The sequence below is a fragment of the Verrucomicrobiia bacterium genome, assembly GCA_035946615.1.
In the GTDB taxonomy this organism is placed as follows: domain Bacteria; phylum Verrucomicrobiota; class Verrucomicrobiia; order Limisphaerales; family UBA8199; genus DASYZB01.
Map to the genome: position 1 here is coordinate 20,012 of DASYZB010000108.1, position 16,569 is coordinate 36,580.

Sequence of the window (16,569 nt, forward strand, 5' to 3'; positions counted from 1 at the left end):
GACCCAATGGACCTTTTTCTTGAAAGCAATTCGTGGCGCTTGTTGCTCAAAGCTTCATGGCAGGCCACCGTGCTCATCGTGCTGGTTTTGGCCATGCAACGGCTGCTGGGCCGGCGGCTCAGACCGAGCTGGCGTTATGGGCTCTGGCTGCTGGTCGTGCTGCGGCTGGCTTTGCCTTGGACCTTTCCATCCGCAGTCAGCCTGTTCAACCTGTTGAGCCTCCCGGATGTTTCCAATTCCCTTACACGCGTTGTCAGCCGCTGGAAAATTCCCGCGGCTTCAGATTCGCAGGTCCCGAAAGCGGCCCACGTCACTGCGGTGGGGGTATCCGCTGAGGCGACCGGCGCTTCATTGGAAGCCGCTGCGCCGAGGCTTAGCGCCGAACGTTCCTGGCTGCCGCTGGCGTGGGCGGCAGGCGCATTCGTGTTTACGCTTGGCCTGACTGTTAATCATCTCCGGTTCCACCGGCGCGTGGCGCGGAGCCGCCCGCTCATTGATGAACCGGCTCTGAATCTACTCGAGGACTGCAAACAAAGGATGGGAATTCGCACGCCGATAATGCTAGTGGAAACAGCCGCAGTGGACGGGCCGTCCCTATTCGGATTTTTGCGGCCCAGGCTCTTGTTGCCGGCAGGGTTCACGCGCCAGTTTTCCCATGACGAACTGCGTTTTGTCTTCCTGCATGAGCTGGGTCACGTCAAGCGCCACGATATCCCGCTGGGCTGGCTGACCGTGCTCCTGCAAATCCTTCACTGGTTCAATCCCCTGGTTTGGCTGGCGTTTTCCCGAATGCGAGTGGACCGCGAACTGGCCTGCGACGCCCTGGCTCTTTCGTATGCGGAGGAACAAGAGGCAAAGTCGTATGGCCTCACTATTGTGAAAGTGCTCGAGAATTTTGGCGACTCGCTGCGGGCGCCTGGCTTGGCTGGAATCATTGAAGATAGACAACACCTGAAAGAAAGGATTCGTATGATCACGCAATTCCATAAATCCAATCGCGGCCTTGCTGTGGCCGCGCTACTGTTCATTGGCCTCGGGCTGATTACACTGACTGATGCCCAGTCCGGAGATACGACCGCTGCCAGTACGTATGAACAGCAACAGCAGAAGATGGCCGACGGCGGTAACAAGTGGGCTGCCTACCGGCTCTGGGACGCTTATTACCGAGGTACGCACGGAGTGAAACCCGACGCCGCGAAAGCGGATAAATGGCTCCGTGAATTCGTCCAAAACGTATGGGTAGTGAGATTTGAACCCGTCGATGACTTCAAGCCGGCCAACCCGAGAGAGTTTTTGGGGAGAATCGAACAGTACGCCCATAGTTATTCGGGTGAAACAGAGCTCGGAGAAAACGGCTTCTTTAGAACGACAAAGCAAGACGGCGATCTGGTGGCCTCGTTTCTGAGCAATTATCCCGACAAACTAAAAGCCAGCCTCGCCAAGGTGCCGGGCCTGAAGATCACTTCGGTCGAACAGATCACCCCGGAACAATTCATAAAATATGAAGAATCGCCGCAGGAATCCTTGAGTAATGCCCAGTCCGGGAACAGATCGCCCGTTTCAACAGCAGCAGCCAAGTCGGTTCCGCCCAGGATCATCGCCACCTCGCCCGCCGTTGGGGCGACGGACGTCGATCCGGGTCTGACCGAGATCACGGTCACTTTCGATCAGGATATGGGCGGCGGGATGTCATGGACGGGCGGCGGCCCGGACTTCCCCCCGATGCGCGAAGGCCAGAAAGCCGAGTGGCGCGCCAAACGCACCTGTGCCCTGCCGGTGAAATTGGAAGCAGGTCACTATTATCGTGTGGGCATCAACTCGACCGGCTATCAGAACTTCGCCAACGAGCAGGGTGTGGCTGCCCTGCCATCCGCCATTTTTTTCACCACCCACGGAGCGAGCGAAGACCTAAAGGCCAAAACTCGCGTCCCGCAGGTTGTCCAGTTCGACCCCGATAACGGAGCGCAGAATGTCAGCCCGGCGGTGACCGAATTGCGCGTTACCTTCAGCGTCCCGATGGGTGGAGGGTGTTCATGGTGCACGGCCGGCGACGACGATTCCGATTTCCCCAAGGCGCCCGAAGGGAAACGGTTTTACTGGACCGAGGATAAGAAGACCTGTGTGCTGCCCGTGGCGCTTAAGGCGCGTACGGCTTACCGGCTAAGCCTCAACGCCGAGAACTATAAGAACTTCCAGAGCGACGCTGGCGTGCCTCTGGAACCGGTGGCTTATAGCTTCAAAACCAGCGATAATCCTTAAGTTGTTTTGATTTTTGGGTCACAGTGGTTTTTCGCCGTTAACTTGGTGCGAAGTTTTTAAGGGTATGAAAATACAACCAAGAACGAGTAGGGTGCCCAGTCTGTGGGAACATTCTGACGATGCGCAAAGTGCAAACCTTATTTCCTTATAGCCGCGGCCAGTTCATGAAGGATTGGGCGACGGTTCGTACCTCAAATCCGGCTGCAATTGGCGCCGTGGCGTGCGCACCGCGTAGCGGTGCCCGCGGGTCGTTCGCTAGGCGATTTCATTGCCGGTCGGAGCTTGAGTTGGCAGGAGAAACGTTTTGATCAGCTCGCCGTCGCCGCAGACGACCAACTCGGGGAATCGCTTGAACCACCTGCCGTTGGGAACTTCGGGCTGTGTGTCCATCCACAGCAATAGAAGCCGGAGTTGGTGGGCTGAAATACTGCGTTGCTGAACGCGGTCGAGCAAATGGTCGTACAGGGCCCGAGGCAGATTCTGGCGGCGAATCTTCGGCATGGATCACTCGCCGTAGAATCCGCGCGTCATTGCAGACCTCAATCGAATGATCTCTGCCGGATCGTTGGAGGCGGCCAGGCGTTCGGCCAACTGGCCAAGCTCATCCGCGCTGAGCCGCCGGTGGCGAGCCAACTCCAACGCGTGCCGAATTACTTTGGCCTGCTCGTCCGGCGGCAGACGGTCCATTTCCTCAATCACTTTGGCCGCTGTCATAGCTGGAAGTCTAATCGGCGCGGAGTGAATTTCAAGCGCTTGCGCCAGCTGCTCGTCAACAGCGCGACTTTAACCCTTCAAAAAGGCTGTTCAAAAGTTAATGGAGGGATATGCTGCACAAAAACAATTTCTTATGCAAAGACCTCCCGCCGTAACCATTTTCGGGATTCTCAACATTGTCTTCGCCGCCTTTGGGGTGTTTGGCGTCCTTGCCGGTTTGGTGATGCTTTGTTGCTCATCTTCATGACCCGTCCCAAGGTGGTCGCCGCGTTTAGACCGCCGCCAGCCCTGCCGGTTTGAGGCCCATTTGCGCCTAAGGCGCCACCGGCTTGGAGGCCCTTTCTTCTATTTGAGATTCTGCTTCGCGCAACAGGGTATGGCCGATGATCCAGTCTATCCAACTGCCGTCGATGTCACCGCTGTCCAGCTTGGGCAACTGGTTCTCTGCAATCTGTGTGGCCTGCACCAGCGCGCGCCGGGCCTCCGCAGGTTGGTGCAACTGCCAGTGAGCCAGGGCCACAACCGCGTGGGATTCCATGTCGCGGACCGGATTCCGATCCGGGTTGGCGAGGACCTTGTCCATCCAATGCAGACTGCTGACAAAATGTCCAAGGCGATACTCGGCCAGGCCTTTGCAGAGGAAAAAGTAGGGATGACCGCCAGTCACGGCCATGTCCGCCAACCGGCCTACCGAACTCAAGTCCACGCCAGAAGAGGGCAGTATCAGGCAGTCCTTGGCCATGCGATCAGCAATGGAAGGGTCATTGGCCTGGGCGAAGTGGGTCAGGATGCGGGCGCAGAGCTGGCGGTAGCTTGTTAAGTCACCCTCGGCCGCCAGGAGCGGAGCCAGCGCGTGGTAGAACTGATGGTTTTGGGGATCGAGTTGGACGGCCCGGGACAGGTCGCTCGCCGCCGGCTGCCACAGGCCGCGACGGGCGAAGAATCCGCCGCGAATAGCGAAGATTCTTGCCGCATTCGGGTATTGCTGGACTGCCGGGGTTAGAAGTTGGTCGAGGAATTGATCGTCCACTTTGGCCTGGCGCAACGGCAACAGGATTCCAACCAGGTCGTCAAGGGCCTGCTCGGATTGCGGAAGATTGCCGGACCAAAGCCCTTTGCCATGGGGCGCCAGGGCCTGGCTAATCGAGTCCTCGGCGCCGGTTTGATTGCCCAGGTGCCACTGGTCGCACCCCAGTTGGGCCAGCGCAACGGCCAGGGCGGGATGATTCGGCCCGAGTCGGGCGCGGGCGATCTGGACATTCTGCTGCGCCAAGTCCGCTGCTTGCTTCCAGCGTCCGAGGTTCTCGTTATCCTCGATCAAGGAGGTGCGTAGTTGCATTTCGACATGCGCCTGATTGGTGAAACGCCCGGGCAGCAGTTGGGCCGTATCGTCGAGAATCTGCCGCACTACCCGTAAGTCGCCGAAAGTGCCTCCCGGGTGCGCAATGCTGAGCGCGCGTCTGAAAAAATCAGCGACTTCCTGGTTCTTTCGCGCCTCGGCGTTGGTGACTTTGCGGGCCTGCTTTTCCTTAAAGTAAAGCCGGGTCGAAACGGTTGCGCCAATAAGCAGCGCGGCCAGCACCGCAACGCTGGCGGCAAAGCCGAATTTGTGACGGCGAAAGGTCTTCTGGAGTTCGTACAGGCGGCTGGGCGGGCGGGCGACCACTGGTTGGCAGTTGAGGTGCCGCTCGATGTCCTTGGACAATCCGCTGGCGGTTTCATACCGCCGCGCGCGGTCTTTCTCGAGGCACTTCATCACGATCCAATCCAAATCAGTAGAGAACGACTTGAGGCGCGCGTTGAGAATGGGTCCGCGATGCGCAGCGCGAGCCGGGCTGGGCTCGCTTGGCAGTTGCCCAAAAGTGTCCAGGACCTTTGATGGACGCAGCGGTTCCCTCTCGCGGATGGTGCGCCGCATTTCATCCAGGCCGGCAGCGAGCAGCGCTTTTGTATCGAACGGGGTCTTGCCGGTGAGCAACTCATAGAGCAGCACCCCAAGGCTGTAGATGTCGCTGCGCGTGTCGATGTCCAGGTCCGTCAGAGCGGCCTGTTCCGGGCTCATGTAAGCTGGCGTGCCGACGAATTGTTCAAATGCCGTGAACAAGGTGTGGTCGGTGAGCCGGCCAGCGGTGGCTTTGGCGATGCCAAAATCGATTACTTTGGGCACGGGCGTCTCATCGTGGAGGGTAACGAGGATGTTCGAGGGTTTGATGTCGCGGTGAATGATACCCTTCTGGTGCGCGTGCTGGATGGCGTGGCAAATCTGAATGAATAACCGGAGCCGTTGGGTGATGTCGAGCTGGTGCTGGTCGCAGTAATCGGTGATGCGGATGCCGCGCACCAGTTCCATCACGAAGTAAGGGCGGCCAGTGTCGGTGGCGCCGGCTTCGAGCACCTTGGCGATGTTGGGATGGTCCATCAGCGCCAGGGCCTGCCGTTCGGCTTCGAACCGGGCAATGACTTGCCTGGTATCCATGCCCAGCTTGATGACCTTCAGGGCGACACGCCGGCGCACCGGCTGCTCCTGCTCGGCCATATAGACCACCCCACAGCCACCTTCCCCGATTTGTTGCAGCAGCTTGTAGTTGCCGACAATCCTGTGCACGGCTGCATCCGCGCCCACGCCAGGCCCGGCCAGCCGGAAGGGCGGGCCGGTGGGCAACATCTCCGGCGGCCCGCAATCATCGGCGGCCAGGCCCAGTTGGAGCAAGCATGCCAGACAATGGCCAACGGTGGCATTGGCAGCCAACTCCGCCCCGCAACGGGCGCAGGTCAATATTCGCATTTCGTCCATTTGTTAGCGGGCCTTTGCGGTTGTTTCACAAGGAATCCGGCAAAGATGTTACAGAAATCAAAACAGGCTCTCAGGCCGTGAAGGAGGCAAAGAGATGCCGGATTTCTTCGTCCACATCGGCGGGATGGGCAACGGTCTGCGCAATTTCCTCGCGCAGCAGTTGGCCAAAGCGCCGCCGCATCCGGTGGAGCGCCACCCGCACCGCCCCTTGGCTCAGGCCCAAAGCGCCGGCCCAATGGGCATAGCCGCCCGGTCCCGGTTCCTGCGTCAAACTGGGCTCGAGCTGCGCCAGTAATTCCGCTTTTCCTCCGGCGCGGTATTCCTCTCGCAGGCGAGCCAGAACACCATCGACCAGCGCCGCGGCCCAGTGGCGGTCAAACAGCTTCTCGGGTGAAGCCGGCACAGCCGGTTCCAGGCTGTAAAGTCCCTCGGCTGCCGGCTGGTCGAGAGAAAGGACCTGGCGCCCGCCGCCGCGTTTGGCGGTGTGCTGCTTGTCCCGTTCGTTGCTTAGGAACTTTGTCAATGAGGCGAGCAAAAAGGTGCGAAATTTGCCCTTCTGCCGGTCCGCTTTTTTCAAGGTATCCATCTCGATCAGATGGGCGAAGAAACCTTGGGTGAGGTCTTCGGCCTCCTCGTAGTCCGACCCGCGTCGCCGGATGAAGGCATAAATTGGGTACCAATACTTGCTGCAGAGCTGATCCAGGGCAAGCGTAGCGCCGGCCAGATCGTCATGTCCGGCCGTGACCACCACGCTCCAGTGCGTCGTCGAGAAGGCCGCCCCTTTGTCGTGGCTAAAGTGGGGGTAATCACCGGCCGGCGGATAGTGATCGGGCGGGTCCATTGGGTTTCCCAAATGTTTCCCAAGCCGCGCCAGAGCGCAACTTAAATCCAGCACTTAAATCCAGCAGTCTTCATTTTAAAGCCTGAAAGCAGAAAACGGAAAAAATTACCGCAATCATCCTCCATGGTCGTTAAGGGGAGCGGGCCATTTTCAAAAAAGCTCTGAATTCTTGTAACAATTCTCGATCAATCCTTGTGAATGGATGTGGTGGTCTATCTTGCCACCTTAAACGGGTAGATGAGCCGCAGAAAAGCGCAGATGAACGCAGATTTCAAAGGGGGTGGCCGGCGTAGGGCTGCTTGGCCTGCGGGTGAGGTGTTGGATACCCCGCATCCATTTGGATGGAAGCGTTCATCTGCGCGCCTGCGCATTCATCTGGTTTTTTTCAGCTTGAATTCAACGAGAACCAAAGCGGCCATGCTCGATTACTGTGTTCCATGAAGCCTCACATTTGCATCTGTTGCGGCGAACCTATGGCCCAGGCGGCCAAATCACGCTCTGCCAACCCTAACCTGTGCGCCTCCTGTTCCAGCCTGGCAGACGGCACCGAAGCGCCCGGTGACATAAAAGGTCCTCTTCTTCAGCCGGATTCCAACCAAAGCCCCGGTGCCGTCGCTGAAGCGCCAACCAGATTGGCACGTCTCTCTATCGGAAGGCCGAGTTCCACGGAGCCCTGATCGCCGGGCTACAAGAGGTCGGCGCGCCTGGGCTTCGTCCCAGCGCTGCATGGAGTGAAATGCCCGGGCCGGCCTTGTTGCACCAGTGTCCGCTCCGCCTCTATGTCTTACTCCTCCGCCTACTCCTACTCCTACTCCTGCTCTGCTCCCACTCGCCCTCCTCGTAAGCCCCCTTTGGGAGTTCGCGGCGCCGGCGCTAGAAGTCGCCCAAAAAGATATTGACCTTGCCGCCGGGTTTCTTTTTATATTCCTCCCTGGCGGCCGGGTTCACCCCTTTGCCGCCGAATCAGAAGTGAACGGCCAAAGAGTCAAATTGAGCGGCGTTGCGCGGGCGGCTGTTATTTGCGTTCTGCTTTCTGCAACGGCTTCTCCGGGGCAGGAATCTGTTCGCATGTCCCTGGCCGGGGCGGAGGCCAGTGAGGAACGGCGCAAGGCCGCCGGTGCCCTGGCTGATTCCAATCTCAGGCTAGGCCCCAGCGCGTGGTCCTTCGATGCCGGGTTTGGGTTGGAGGCCAATGACAACCTGCGCGCGACACCGGTTGAGCGTGAGCAAGACCTGGTGTTTCGTCCCGAGGTGGACGCTCGGATGCGCCTGCCGCTCTCAGAGGTCAACACGATTGCCCTGGCCATCGGCGTGGGATACGACCTCTACGCCAGCCACTCGGAGTACGACCGTCCTTTCCTGACGCCGGGGTCGGAAGTGTCATTTGATGTTTACATCCTGGATTTGTGGCTTAACGCCCACGTTCGCTGCTCGATTGTGGAAAACGCCTTTCTCGATCCGACAGTCACCGGGATCGGCGATTACGAGCGACTCGACAACGCCGCCGGTCTTTCCGCTGTTTGGGACTTGAACAAGGTCATTCCCAGCCTGCGCTACGATCACGAGACTTTTATCGCGCTGGGCGGCTTGCACGGCCAGCCGAACGGCCAGGCCGAAACCTTCTCCGGCTCCGTCGGCTATGCCCTCAAACCAGGCCTCCGGGGCGGCTTCGAGGCCGGGGGCGCTCTTATTCATTACGATGCGACGCTTGCCAACCCGGCCTTCACCGATGGCACAGAATGGAACGTTGGCCCATTCTTCGACACCCAACTCACGGAGCACCTCCGCGCCCGTGTCAGCGCCGGGTACTCCTCGTTCTCGCCTCAATCCGGCCCTGGGGCGCAGCAGGGCGGAGCGTTCAGCGGCTTCTACTTGCAGGTGGGCGGGACGCATCGAATCAATCAGTATCTCGATTACACCCTGAGCGGGGGGCGCTCGCTCAATTTCGGTTTTTACGGCGGGATGCTCGATCAGTTCTTCGCGCGACTCGAGGCGGCCTGGCATCTCTTTCGCCATAGCGCTCTGTCCACCATGCTGAGTTATCAGCACGGGACGCAACTGGGGCCCGGCGCCGAAGTGTTCGATTGGCTCAACCCCGGCATTTCTCTCAACCGCGCCTTCGGCGCAAGGCTCACAGCGACTCTGAGCTATCAATATTATTGGCGCGGGTCGGATTACTCGGGGCGGGGCTACTCGGCGAACGTCCTGATGGCCTCGCTGGTGTGGAGGCTTTAAATGGGGCGAACTGTTCATCTGATGTCTTGCATGAATCTTCAACGCGAGCCGCGTCGAGCCCATTGCGGCGGAATGGGAAACCCCCGAGCGGGTTGCCAGCCGAATTGCGGCGCTTTCCTCACGCTGCTTTTATTGTGTCTGTGCGGGCATCTCGTGGCTTTGGCCCAGAGCCCAACCGGGCCGGCGCCTGCTGCTCCCGCCATCACGTCGAGCACCAACCCGCCGGCTGACCCAGCGCAATCCAACCCGACCGGGTACGTGCCGGACGATAAGTACAAACTGCGGGCCGGCGACAAGGTCAGCCTGCAAATCCTCGAAGACCGCGAGGCCCCGAAGAGCCTGGTCATAGCCGATTCCGGCGAATTGGACGCTCCTTATGTGGGGCGCACCATGGCCGCTGACAAGACCTGCAAGCAACTTGCCGCTGAACTCAAGGCCCAGCTCGAAAAGGAATACTATTACCGGGCGACGGTGATCCTCTCGCTGGACGTGGCCAACAAGTTTCTGGGCCGCATTTATGTTTGGGGCCAGGTCCGCAACCAGGGGGCCATCGACCTCGCGATGAACGAGAACCTCACGGCCGGCAAGGCCATCTTGCGGGTGGGTGGCTTTGGCGACTTCGCAAATAAAAAGAAGGTCAAAATCATACGCGCCGGCCTAAAGGGGGCGGGCAAGCAGACATTCGAACTGAACATGGCGGAAATTCTCGAAGAGGGCAAAACCGAAAAGGACCTGGTTTTGCTGCCCGACGACCTGATAATTGTGCCTTCGCGTTTGATCAATTTCTAAAATGAACCAAGAGGACATCGCGTTTTTCGGTGGCAGGGCAGGGGACAAGGGCGCTTTTGCCGTGCGCGTGGCCCGCTACCGGGATTTGCTGGCGCGTAAGTGGTGGGTGCTGCTGGCAGGCCTCGCTCTGGGCCTGGCGTTGGCATTTGGCCTGCCGCTCCTGAGCGCGCCTGCCTTCGTATCGTCCGGGCGGATGATTGTCAGCATCAAGCTGGCCTTGCCGGAAGGCTCGGTTTACAACGAAGAACTGAGCAATTTCCTCGGCACACAAGCTTCCCTGATGCAGAGCGGGGTCGTCCTCAATCGCGCCCAGGGCCGGGTGCTGGCCCTGCGAGCCGGAATTACCAACCTGGCCGTCAATCTACGGATTTCCGTCTCCCCCAAAACCAGCATCTTCGTCCTGGAAACCGTTGGCGCCGACCCGCTGTGCGCTCAGGCATTTCTACAGGCCTGCATGGAGGAATACATCAAGCTCAAACGCGAGATGCGCGACCAAACATCCGACACCACCGTCGCCGGGCTCACCGAGCAGGTCTTGCGTCTGGAAAAGGACTTGCGCCACAGCGATGAGGACATGGTCCTGTTTCAGCAATCCAACAGCGTCGTGTTGCTCCAGGAGCAAGGCAACAGCGCCGGCGCCTATCTGGCCGCTCTCAACCACCGATTGGCCGCGCTCAAATCCGAGTTGACCCTGCTCGATTCGCTCACCCCGGACCAGGCCATCGAACCCCGCGAGACCTTGGGAACCACTCTGGCCCTTGACGACATCCCTGGAACCTCAACCGCTCCCCTCAACCCCCAGCCCTTTGGTTCCGATTATCTCCAGGCGCGCCAGCACCTCCAGCTCTTGCAGGCCGAGCAGCAGGACTTGGCGCTCTACCTCCGCCCGCGCCATCCCAAAATCATTGCCCTCGCTGAGGACATCGCCCGCGGCCAGCGTTTGCTGGAGATTTACCGCCAGCAAAACCGGCAGCAGCTTGAAAATCGCAAATCCGCCCTCGCACTCCAAATCACCAACCTCCAGAACGACATCCAGGAGTGGGACGCCAAGGCCCTGGACATCAGCCGCAAAAGCGCCGAGTTCCAGCGCCTCAAGGCCAACTCCCAACGTGTCCAAGCCCTGTACGACCGGCTCCTTGGCGCACTCCAAACCTTGGATGTTAATAAAGGCATCTCCCCGGAGACCGTCACTATCCTCGAACCCGCCTCCCTGGCCGTCCCCCGCCAGGCCAGTCTTCCCAGCCGGCTGCTTACCGCCTGCGTTATTGCCGCCGGATTCACGCTCGGCTTGTTCCTCCTGCTCGATCACCTCGATGATCGAGTCAATGGCCTCACCGACCTCCACGACTGCTTCGATGAATCCGTCCTCGTTCAGATACCGCGCCTCCAGGGCCACACAGTCGATTTGCTCCGGCCACTTGACACACGCCATGCCTTCGTCGAGGCCTTCCGCAACCTGCGCTCTTCTCTCCTCTATATGAACCGCTCAGCCCGCCGGCCCAACGTCCTCTTGCTCACCAGTTCCATACCCGGCGAAGGCAAATCCCTCATTACCGCCAACCTCGGCATCACCCTCGCTCAGGCCGGCGCCCGTGTCTTGTTGGTGGACGCCGATTTGCGCAAAGGCCTTTTGCACCACCTCTTTGACATCCAAGCAGAAGCGGGATTATGCCAGGTCCTCGGGGGCGGGCTCAATTGGGAGCAAGCCGTGCGGCGCACAAAGGTCCCCAACCTCTCCCTGCTCCCGCGCGGTCAGCTCGCCCAAGAGCCCGGCGAACTGTTTATCGGCGCCGGCGTTCAGCGCTTCCTCAAAGAAAGCGGCGCAAACTACGACTTTGTCCTGCTGGATAGTCCTCCAGTTATGGCCGCCGATGATGTCACCAGTCTGGCGCCCCATGCCCATGCCATCCTGTTTGTCCTGCGCGCCGAGCGCGCCTCCGCGCGCCTCGCTCACGCCGCCCTTGACCTCTTATATCAGCGGCAGGTTCGCGTCCTGGGCATTATTCTCAATGCCGTCCGGCCCCGAAGCGCAGATTACTTCTATTACCACAAATACAAGGATTACTTAGCGGCTCCCCGCGCCTAACTAAGCCGTAAACCATTCAGTTGAACAGGAGATAACAGGGGCATGGCGAAGCCAAACTATATCTTGCAGACTTGTGGCTGCTTACTGGGCTGTCGAGGACGAGGGCAAATAGTCGCAATTCTGTTTTTAAAAACAGGCTCTAAAACGGTGACCCCCGGGCGATGGGTCCCCTCCGAAACCGGCTCTAATCCGTCCCGCCTATCGACTGGCTTATGGTTTTGAGCGCCTTCCCCGAAGATTGCTTCTGATAGGGCGAATGCAGATTGAAATATATCCCGCACAAAGGCCGGCTCCCCTCGTTCTGGCTTAATATCACTGTTACCTGCCGATCCAGCGCTATCCCATGACGCAGTTGCGGCCCCCGGCTTTCATACGCCTTTATTGCCTTGTTCAGCAGCGACACCAATGATGCCTCGAACCCCTCGGGCACCTTGTCGATGCAAATGATATACTTCTCGTAGGCCTTGATTGCCTCGATGATTTCCGGCCTGAACGTTTCGACTGTCACACCCCCAGCCTATCTCCTTCCCAATAAAAGGAAAGACAAATTTTGCTTTCCTGGTAATGCCTCAGTGACTGCGGGGTTGCCGGCTGAAGCCGGCGTTCCGGACGCGCGGAACGCCGCCTTTAGGCGGCAGCGCCCGCCGTCACTAACCGATTACCTTTCCTGCCTAGCCCGCCCAGTCCATTTGGTCAGAACTAACCTCGCTGGCGAATGTGTTCCTCCTCGTGGAGGCGCATTCGAGCTGAAAGCAGCGCCGCCCTGCCAAGGTAGCCAATCACCCGGGTGTGGTCCTGGCGGTCCACAACCGGCAGGCGTCCGATGTCAGAGGTCAGCATCTTGGTGAGCGCTGCGTGCAGCGGTTCGTCGGGAAAAGCAACCACCAGTTCCTTGCTCCCGGCTTCCGCTACGGTCATCTCCGGCCCCTGGCCTTGGCGCAACGCTCGGACAATATCGCCTCGGGTGATGATGCCTACCAGCCGGTCTTGCTCATCCACAATTAAGGTCCCTTGGCGCCGGCTCAGGTCAGCGTCCCCCTGAGCGATGAGATCGGAAAGCTCAGAAAGTTTCATGGTCGCCGGGACCGTCGGCACGTCCACGTCCATCACCTCGCGCACGCGCGCAAGTTCAAACGGATCAATGCTGTACTCGCGTGTAATATGGTAGCCGCGGCGGGCGAGCTTTTCGGTAAGGATAGACCGGCGCATCAGCAAAACGGTCACCCCAAGAGCGGCGACCGAGCCAATCAGGAGAGCGGGAAACAGGTTGAAGTCGCGCGTCAATTCAACCGCAAAAACCATGGCCGTGAGCGGCGAGCGCATCGTCCCGGCCATCATGGCGGCCATGCCGACCAGCGCCCAGAGACCCGGGTCGCCCACGGGAAGGTGCGACCCGGCAAAAGCGCCCAGCGCCCCACCCATGATCAACAAAGGCGCCAGGACTCCACCCGAGGTGCCGGAGCCCAGAGCGATAGACCACACGAGCGCCTTGGCCACCAGCAAACCAACCACCACGGCGCCGACCAGTTCGCCGCGCAGCAAGCTATGGATGGTGTCATAACCAACCCCTAACACCCGCGGTTCAACCAACCCTCCGACGCCGATGAACACCGCGCCGATGGCCGGCCACCACATCCAATGAAGCGGCAGCTTTTGAAAAATATCCTCACAAGCATAGACCAGCATGGTCAATAACCCGGAGCCAAAGCCGGCGAGAACGCCGAGGCCGCCTGCGATGGCCAGTTCAGTGCCTGACAAGGCGGCATGGGCAACCACCGGAAAGATGGGTCCCGCGCCCAGCAGCGGCACGCGCAACACCGCGGCCACAATCGATGCCACCGCGACCGGGATGAAACTGCGCGGCTTCCATTCGAACAGCAACAGTTCAACGGCCAGCAGCACTGCCGCGACCGGCGTAGCGAACACGGCTGACATTCCCGCCGCAGCTCCAGCCACCAGCAGGGTTTTGCGCTCGGCCGCGCTCAAGTGGAACTGTTGCGCGAATATTGAGCCGAACGCGCCGCCCGTCATGATAATTGGCCCTTCTGCGCCGAAAGGGCCGCCGGTGCCAATGGAAATGGCTGCGGAAAGCGGTTTAAGAATCGCCACCTTGGATTGAATCCGGCTGCGGCTCAGCAGGATGGCCTCCAACGCTTCCGGGATGCCGTGCCCACGGATTTTTTCCGAACCGAATCGCGCCATCAATCCCACGATCAGAGCCCCCGCCACCGGCACCAGCACCACCCACCCCCCCAAATGATGGCCTTGCGGTACGGCCGGCGCGGCGGAAAAACGTTGGTAGAAGGCCAGGTTCGTAATCAGGGCAATCAACCAAATCAACGCATAGGCCACGACCGCGCCGATGGCCCCGATGACCAAAGCCATGGCCGACAACAACAAAACCCGGCGGTCGGTGCTGAAATCCGCCAGTTCGTCTTCCATCAAGGCGACAGAACCGTTGGTCTGGCGCTTCACCGGAGCCGGCATAAATGATTCACTTTGCATCAAGAGGCTTGATGGTATATCGTATCACGATATATGTCAAACCGGAGGCTGACATTCTGCAGTCATGCGCTTTAAAACCGACGATTGATGCCGAAAACCAAACCGCTCTCCAAGCCGCAGTACCAAACCCTGGCGGCGTTGCGTTACGCGCTGCGGCAGTTCCTTCATTTCAGCGAGGAGGCGGCGCACCATGCCGGCATCACACCCCAACAACATCAGGCATTGCTGGCCATTAAGGGTTTCCACGGACGGGACTCCGTCACCGTGGGTGAATTGGCTGAGCGCCTGCAACTTCGCCACCACAGCGCGGTCGGCCTGGTGGATCGGTTAGTAGCCGAGAAGTGGGTGGCGCGCGTGCCCTCAGCCGACGACCGGCGGCAGGTTTTCGTGCAGCTCACGCGTCGCGGCGAGAATGTGCTCGAAAGACTTTCCGCTGCCCACACCCGGCAATTGAAACGATTGGGGCCTGAACTTATTCTTCGGCTCAAACAACTCACCGACTGAGAAATCACGGTCACGTCAGGCTCACGTCTGGATGAGACCCGGTGCTTTCGTTAGCGCAGCCGAAGGCCTGCGGCCCGCGCGAAGCGTCCTGGACTGCGCCAGTCCTGGCGCTTTGGAGCTAACCTTGCGTTTAGTGTTTCAGTCCCGTTTCAAGCAGCGCGGAAGAGTGAATTCTGTGTACGAAAAAAGCCGTCGGGTTTCAAAAACCCCGACGGCCTTGCATGTGACATCCATGCCTGAGTCTTTTCAAGTCGAATCTGAAAAAGACGGCGGGCTATGCCAGGTTGGCCCTACTTATTTTCCAGCTCTTTGCCGCCGGCCCCTTTTTGGCTGCTCACGCCCTGTTCCTCACTGGCGCCACCGACGCCGGGCGGGAGTTTATTCGCGATGGACGAAATCGTGCTCTGGCTGACGCCAACCGCCTGGGCAGCTTGTTGGGCGGCTTGGAAATGCTTTTGGAGTTGAGGCAGCATGTTTTGAGCATACTCCTTAACATCAGGCGCCTGCAGTTCAGTCGCGGCTTTCTGGAACTTCGTAATGTCCTTCTGGTGGTCCCGCATCAGGTCCGTCGCCAATGCCTGATCAAATTTGGGACCCGCCGGCTCCTTTTGGAGTTTTGAGAGCGCGTGTTCTTTAAGCCAGCTCTGGGATTGCTCGAGGGTCACGCCGTACTTCTGCGCGATCGGCTTTAACTGCTCATTAGCTGCGGTGTGATCCTTTTGAATCATCTCGCAAAGGGACTTTAACTGTGGGTTTTGCGCCTTGTTTGCTCCCAATTCGCCCATTGCAATTTCCAGATCGTTGCCGCGCGCGGCCTCCTTGATGAATCTCGCATCGGTTTTTTCCGCGCTGGATGACTGTCCCTGGATTCCTGCTGTGCCGGAGGGGTCCTGGGCCTGTTGCCCCCGCAGCGGCAGGGCGAACATTGCCAAGCCCAATGCGGTGGTGCTAAATAATAATGTGTGTCGCTTCATAAACTTTCTCCTTTGTTTTCCTTTCTGAGTAATCTCCCCTTGCGAATGCAGCCTCACAAGTAGGTGAAAGGCCCACTCGCTCCGAAACTTACGTTTACATGTTAAACTTAGCCGCGACACCAGATCGTTGGGCCAAGCCTAAACGGGCCTTGGTGCTCGGCATGCTGCTGATAGTCTTCCTGGTCGGGACTTTCCTTCTTGTTGTCACACGGCATCAGCCAAATAAACACGCCGTAATGGATATGGCGTGGGGATTGACTTTGTTCTGGATCGTCGGCTGTGGGTTCGCCATGTGGCGGTGGCGAGACTTCTGGTGCCGGCTTGCCGCCAAGGCATCCCTGCCGTGGCCGGTTAAATTCGTTCTCGGTTGCATTCTTCTGGCGATGCTCGAAGAAGCGGTCACAACCACAATGACAAACTGCGCCCCTTTGTTCGGTGTGAAGCTCGGCGCAGCCTATATCACCGCCTCGTCGAATTACCTCGATGTTATCCTGCACCACAGTGTGGTGGTGTTTGTGCCGATGTTTATTGGCTGGGCGGTTCTGCTGAAGTACTGGCGGTTCTCGCCTTTCGAAGTTTTCCTTCTTTGGGGTATCACTGGAACCTTTATGGAATTCGGGTATTCAGGCTACCAGGGGGTCTCTAACTTCCCGTTCTGGATTCTGGTTTACGGTCCAATGGTTTGGCTTCCGGCCCATTTCCCGGCCTCGACACGCCCTGCCAAACCTCCCAGATGGTGGTGCTATCCCCTGGCGGTAATTCTCCCTCCATTATTCCTGCCGCTTGACGTGGTGCTGGCTCCCTGGCTGTGGTTGGGCGGCAAGCACCCTGATATTCATTTCCCACCCATCACGGGATAGCCCGTTGC

13 protein-coding genes are annotated in these 16,569 nt (G+C 59.2%); 6 read left to right on the forward strand and 7 right to left on the reverse strand.

The genetic code is table 11. From position 1 onward, the window contains the following. Positions 1-6 precede the first annotated feature (6 nt). Complete coding sequence (locus VG146_15485; protein HEV2393755.1) at positions 7-2,259, forward strand: M56 family metallopeptidase; 2,253 nt, start codon at positions 7-9, stop codon at positions 2,257-2,259. A 255-nt stretch (positions 2,260-2,514) separates the two neighbouring features. Here the strand turns inward: VG146_15485 and VG146_15490 are convergent, their stop codons facing one another. The 4 genes from VG146_15490 to VG146_15505 all read right to left on the reverse strand — a co-directional run bounded on the left by VG146_15490 (position 2,515) and on the right by VG146_15505 (position 6,608). After that, a complete protein-coding gene (locus VG146_15490) occupies positions 2,515-2,760 on the reverse strand; it encodes a hypothetical protein (GenBank protein HEV2393756.1) in 246 nt (81 codons plus the stop codon). Positions 2,761-2,763: 3 nt separating this feature from the next. Beyond that, positions 2,764-2,973, reverse strand: a complete 210-nt coding sequence (locus tag VG146_15495) for a TilS substrate-binding domain-containing protein (GenBank protein ID HEV2393757.1) — start codon at positions 2,971-2,973, stop codon at positions 2,764-2,766. Positions 2,974-3,286: 313 nt separating this feature from the next. Continuing rightward, on the reverse strand, positions 3,287-5,758 hold the full coding sequence (locus tag VG146_15500; protein ID HEV2393758.1) for a protein kinase: 2,472 nt from the start codon (positions 5,756-5,758) through the stop codon (positions 3,287-3,289). A 79-nt stretch (positions 5,759-5,837) separates the two neighbouring features. Then, entirely contained in the window at positions 5,838-6,608 is a 771-nt protein-coding gene (locus VG146_15505) for a sigma-70 family RNA polymerase sigma factor (GenBank protein ID HEV2393759.1), read from the reverse strand. A 969-nt stretch (positions 6,609-7,577) separates the two neighbouring features. Between VG146_15505 and VG146_15510 the strand changes: the two genes are divergently transcribed. From VG146_15510 to VG146_15520, 3 genes are all read left to right on the forward strand, one after another. Further along, complete coding sequence (locus VG146_15510) at positions 7,578-8,843, forward strand: hypothetical protein (GenBank protein ID HEV2393760.1); 1,266 nt, start codon at positions 7,578-7,580, stop codon at positions 8,841-8,843. A gap of 72 nt (positions 8,844-8,915) precedes the next feature. Then, on the forward strand, positions 8,916-9,632 hold the full coding sequence (locus VG146_15515) for a polysaccharide biosynthesis/export family protein (GenBank protein HEV2393761.1): 717 nt from the start codon (positions 8,916-8,918) through the stop codon (positions 9,630-9,632). A gap of 1 nt (position 9,633) precedes the next feature. Beyond that, on the forward strand, positions 9,634-11,718 hold the full coding sequence (locus VG146_15520; GenBank protein ID HEV2393762.1) for a polysaccharide biosynthesis tyrosine autokinase: 2,085 nt from the start codon (positions 9,634-9,636) through the stop codon (positions 11,716-11,718). Positions 11,719-11,902: 184 nt separating this feature from the next. Here the strand turns inward: VG146_15520 and VG146_15525 are convergent, their stop codons facing one another. Then, complete coding sequence (locus tag VG146_15525; GenBank protein ID HEV2393763.1) at positions 11,903-12,226, reverse strand: hypothetical protein; 324 nt, start codon at positions 12,224-12,226, stop codon at positions 11,903-11,905. A 191-nt stretch (positions 12,227-12,417) separates the two neighbouring features. After that, positions 12,418-14,205, reverse strand: coding sequence for a chloride channel protein (locus VG146_15530; GenBank protein ID HEV2393764.1), 1,788 nt, complete (start codon positions 14,203-14,205; stop codon positions 12,418-12,420). A gap of 105 nt (positions 14,206-14,310) precedes the next feature. Between VG146_15530 and VG146_15535 the strand changes: the two genes are divergently transcribed. Beyond that, positions 14,311-14,727, forward strand: a complete 417-nt coding sequence (locus VG146_15535; protein ID HEV2393765.1) for a MarR family transcriptional regulator — start codon at positions 14,311-14,313, stop codon at positions 14,725-14,727. Positions 14,728-15,017: 290 nt separating this feature from the next. Here VG146_15535 and VG146_15540 read toward each other — a convergent pair whose 3' ends face one another. Continuing rightward, a complete protein-coding gene (locus tag VG146_15540; protein HEV2393766.1) occupies positions 15,018-15,701 on the reverse strand; it encodes a DUF4142 domain-containing protein in 684 nt (227 codons plus the stop codon). Between the two features lie 161 nt (positions 15,702-15,862). Between VG146_15540 and VG146_15545 the strand changes: the two genes are divergently transcribed. Next, on the forward strand, positions 15,863-16,561 hold the full coding sequence (locus VG146_15545) for a hypothetical protein (GenBank protein HEV2393767.1): 699 nt from the start codon (positions 15,863-15,865) through the stop codon (positions 16,559-16,561). Positions 16,562-16,569 lie beyond the last annotated feature (8 nt).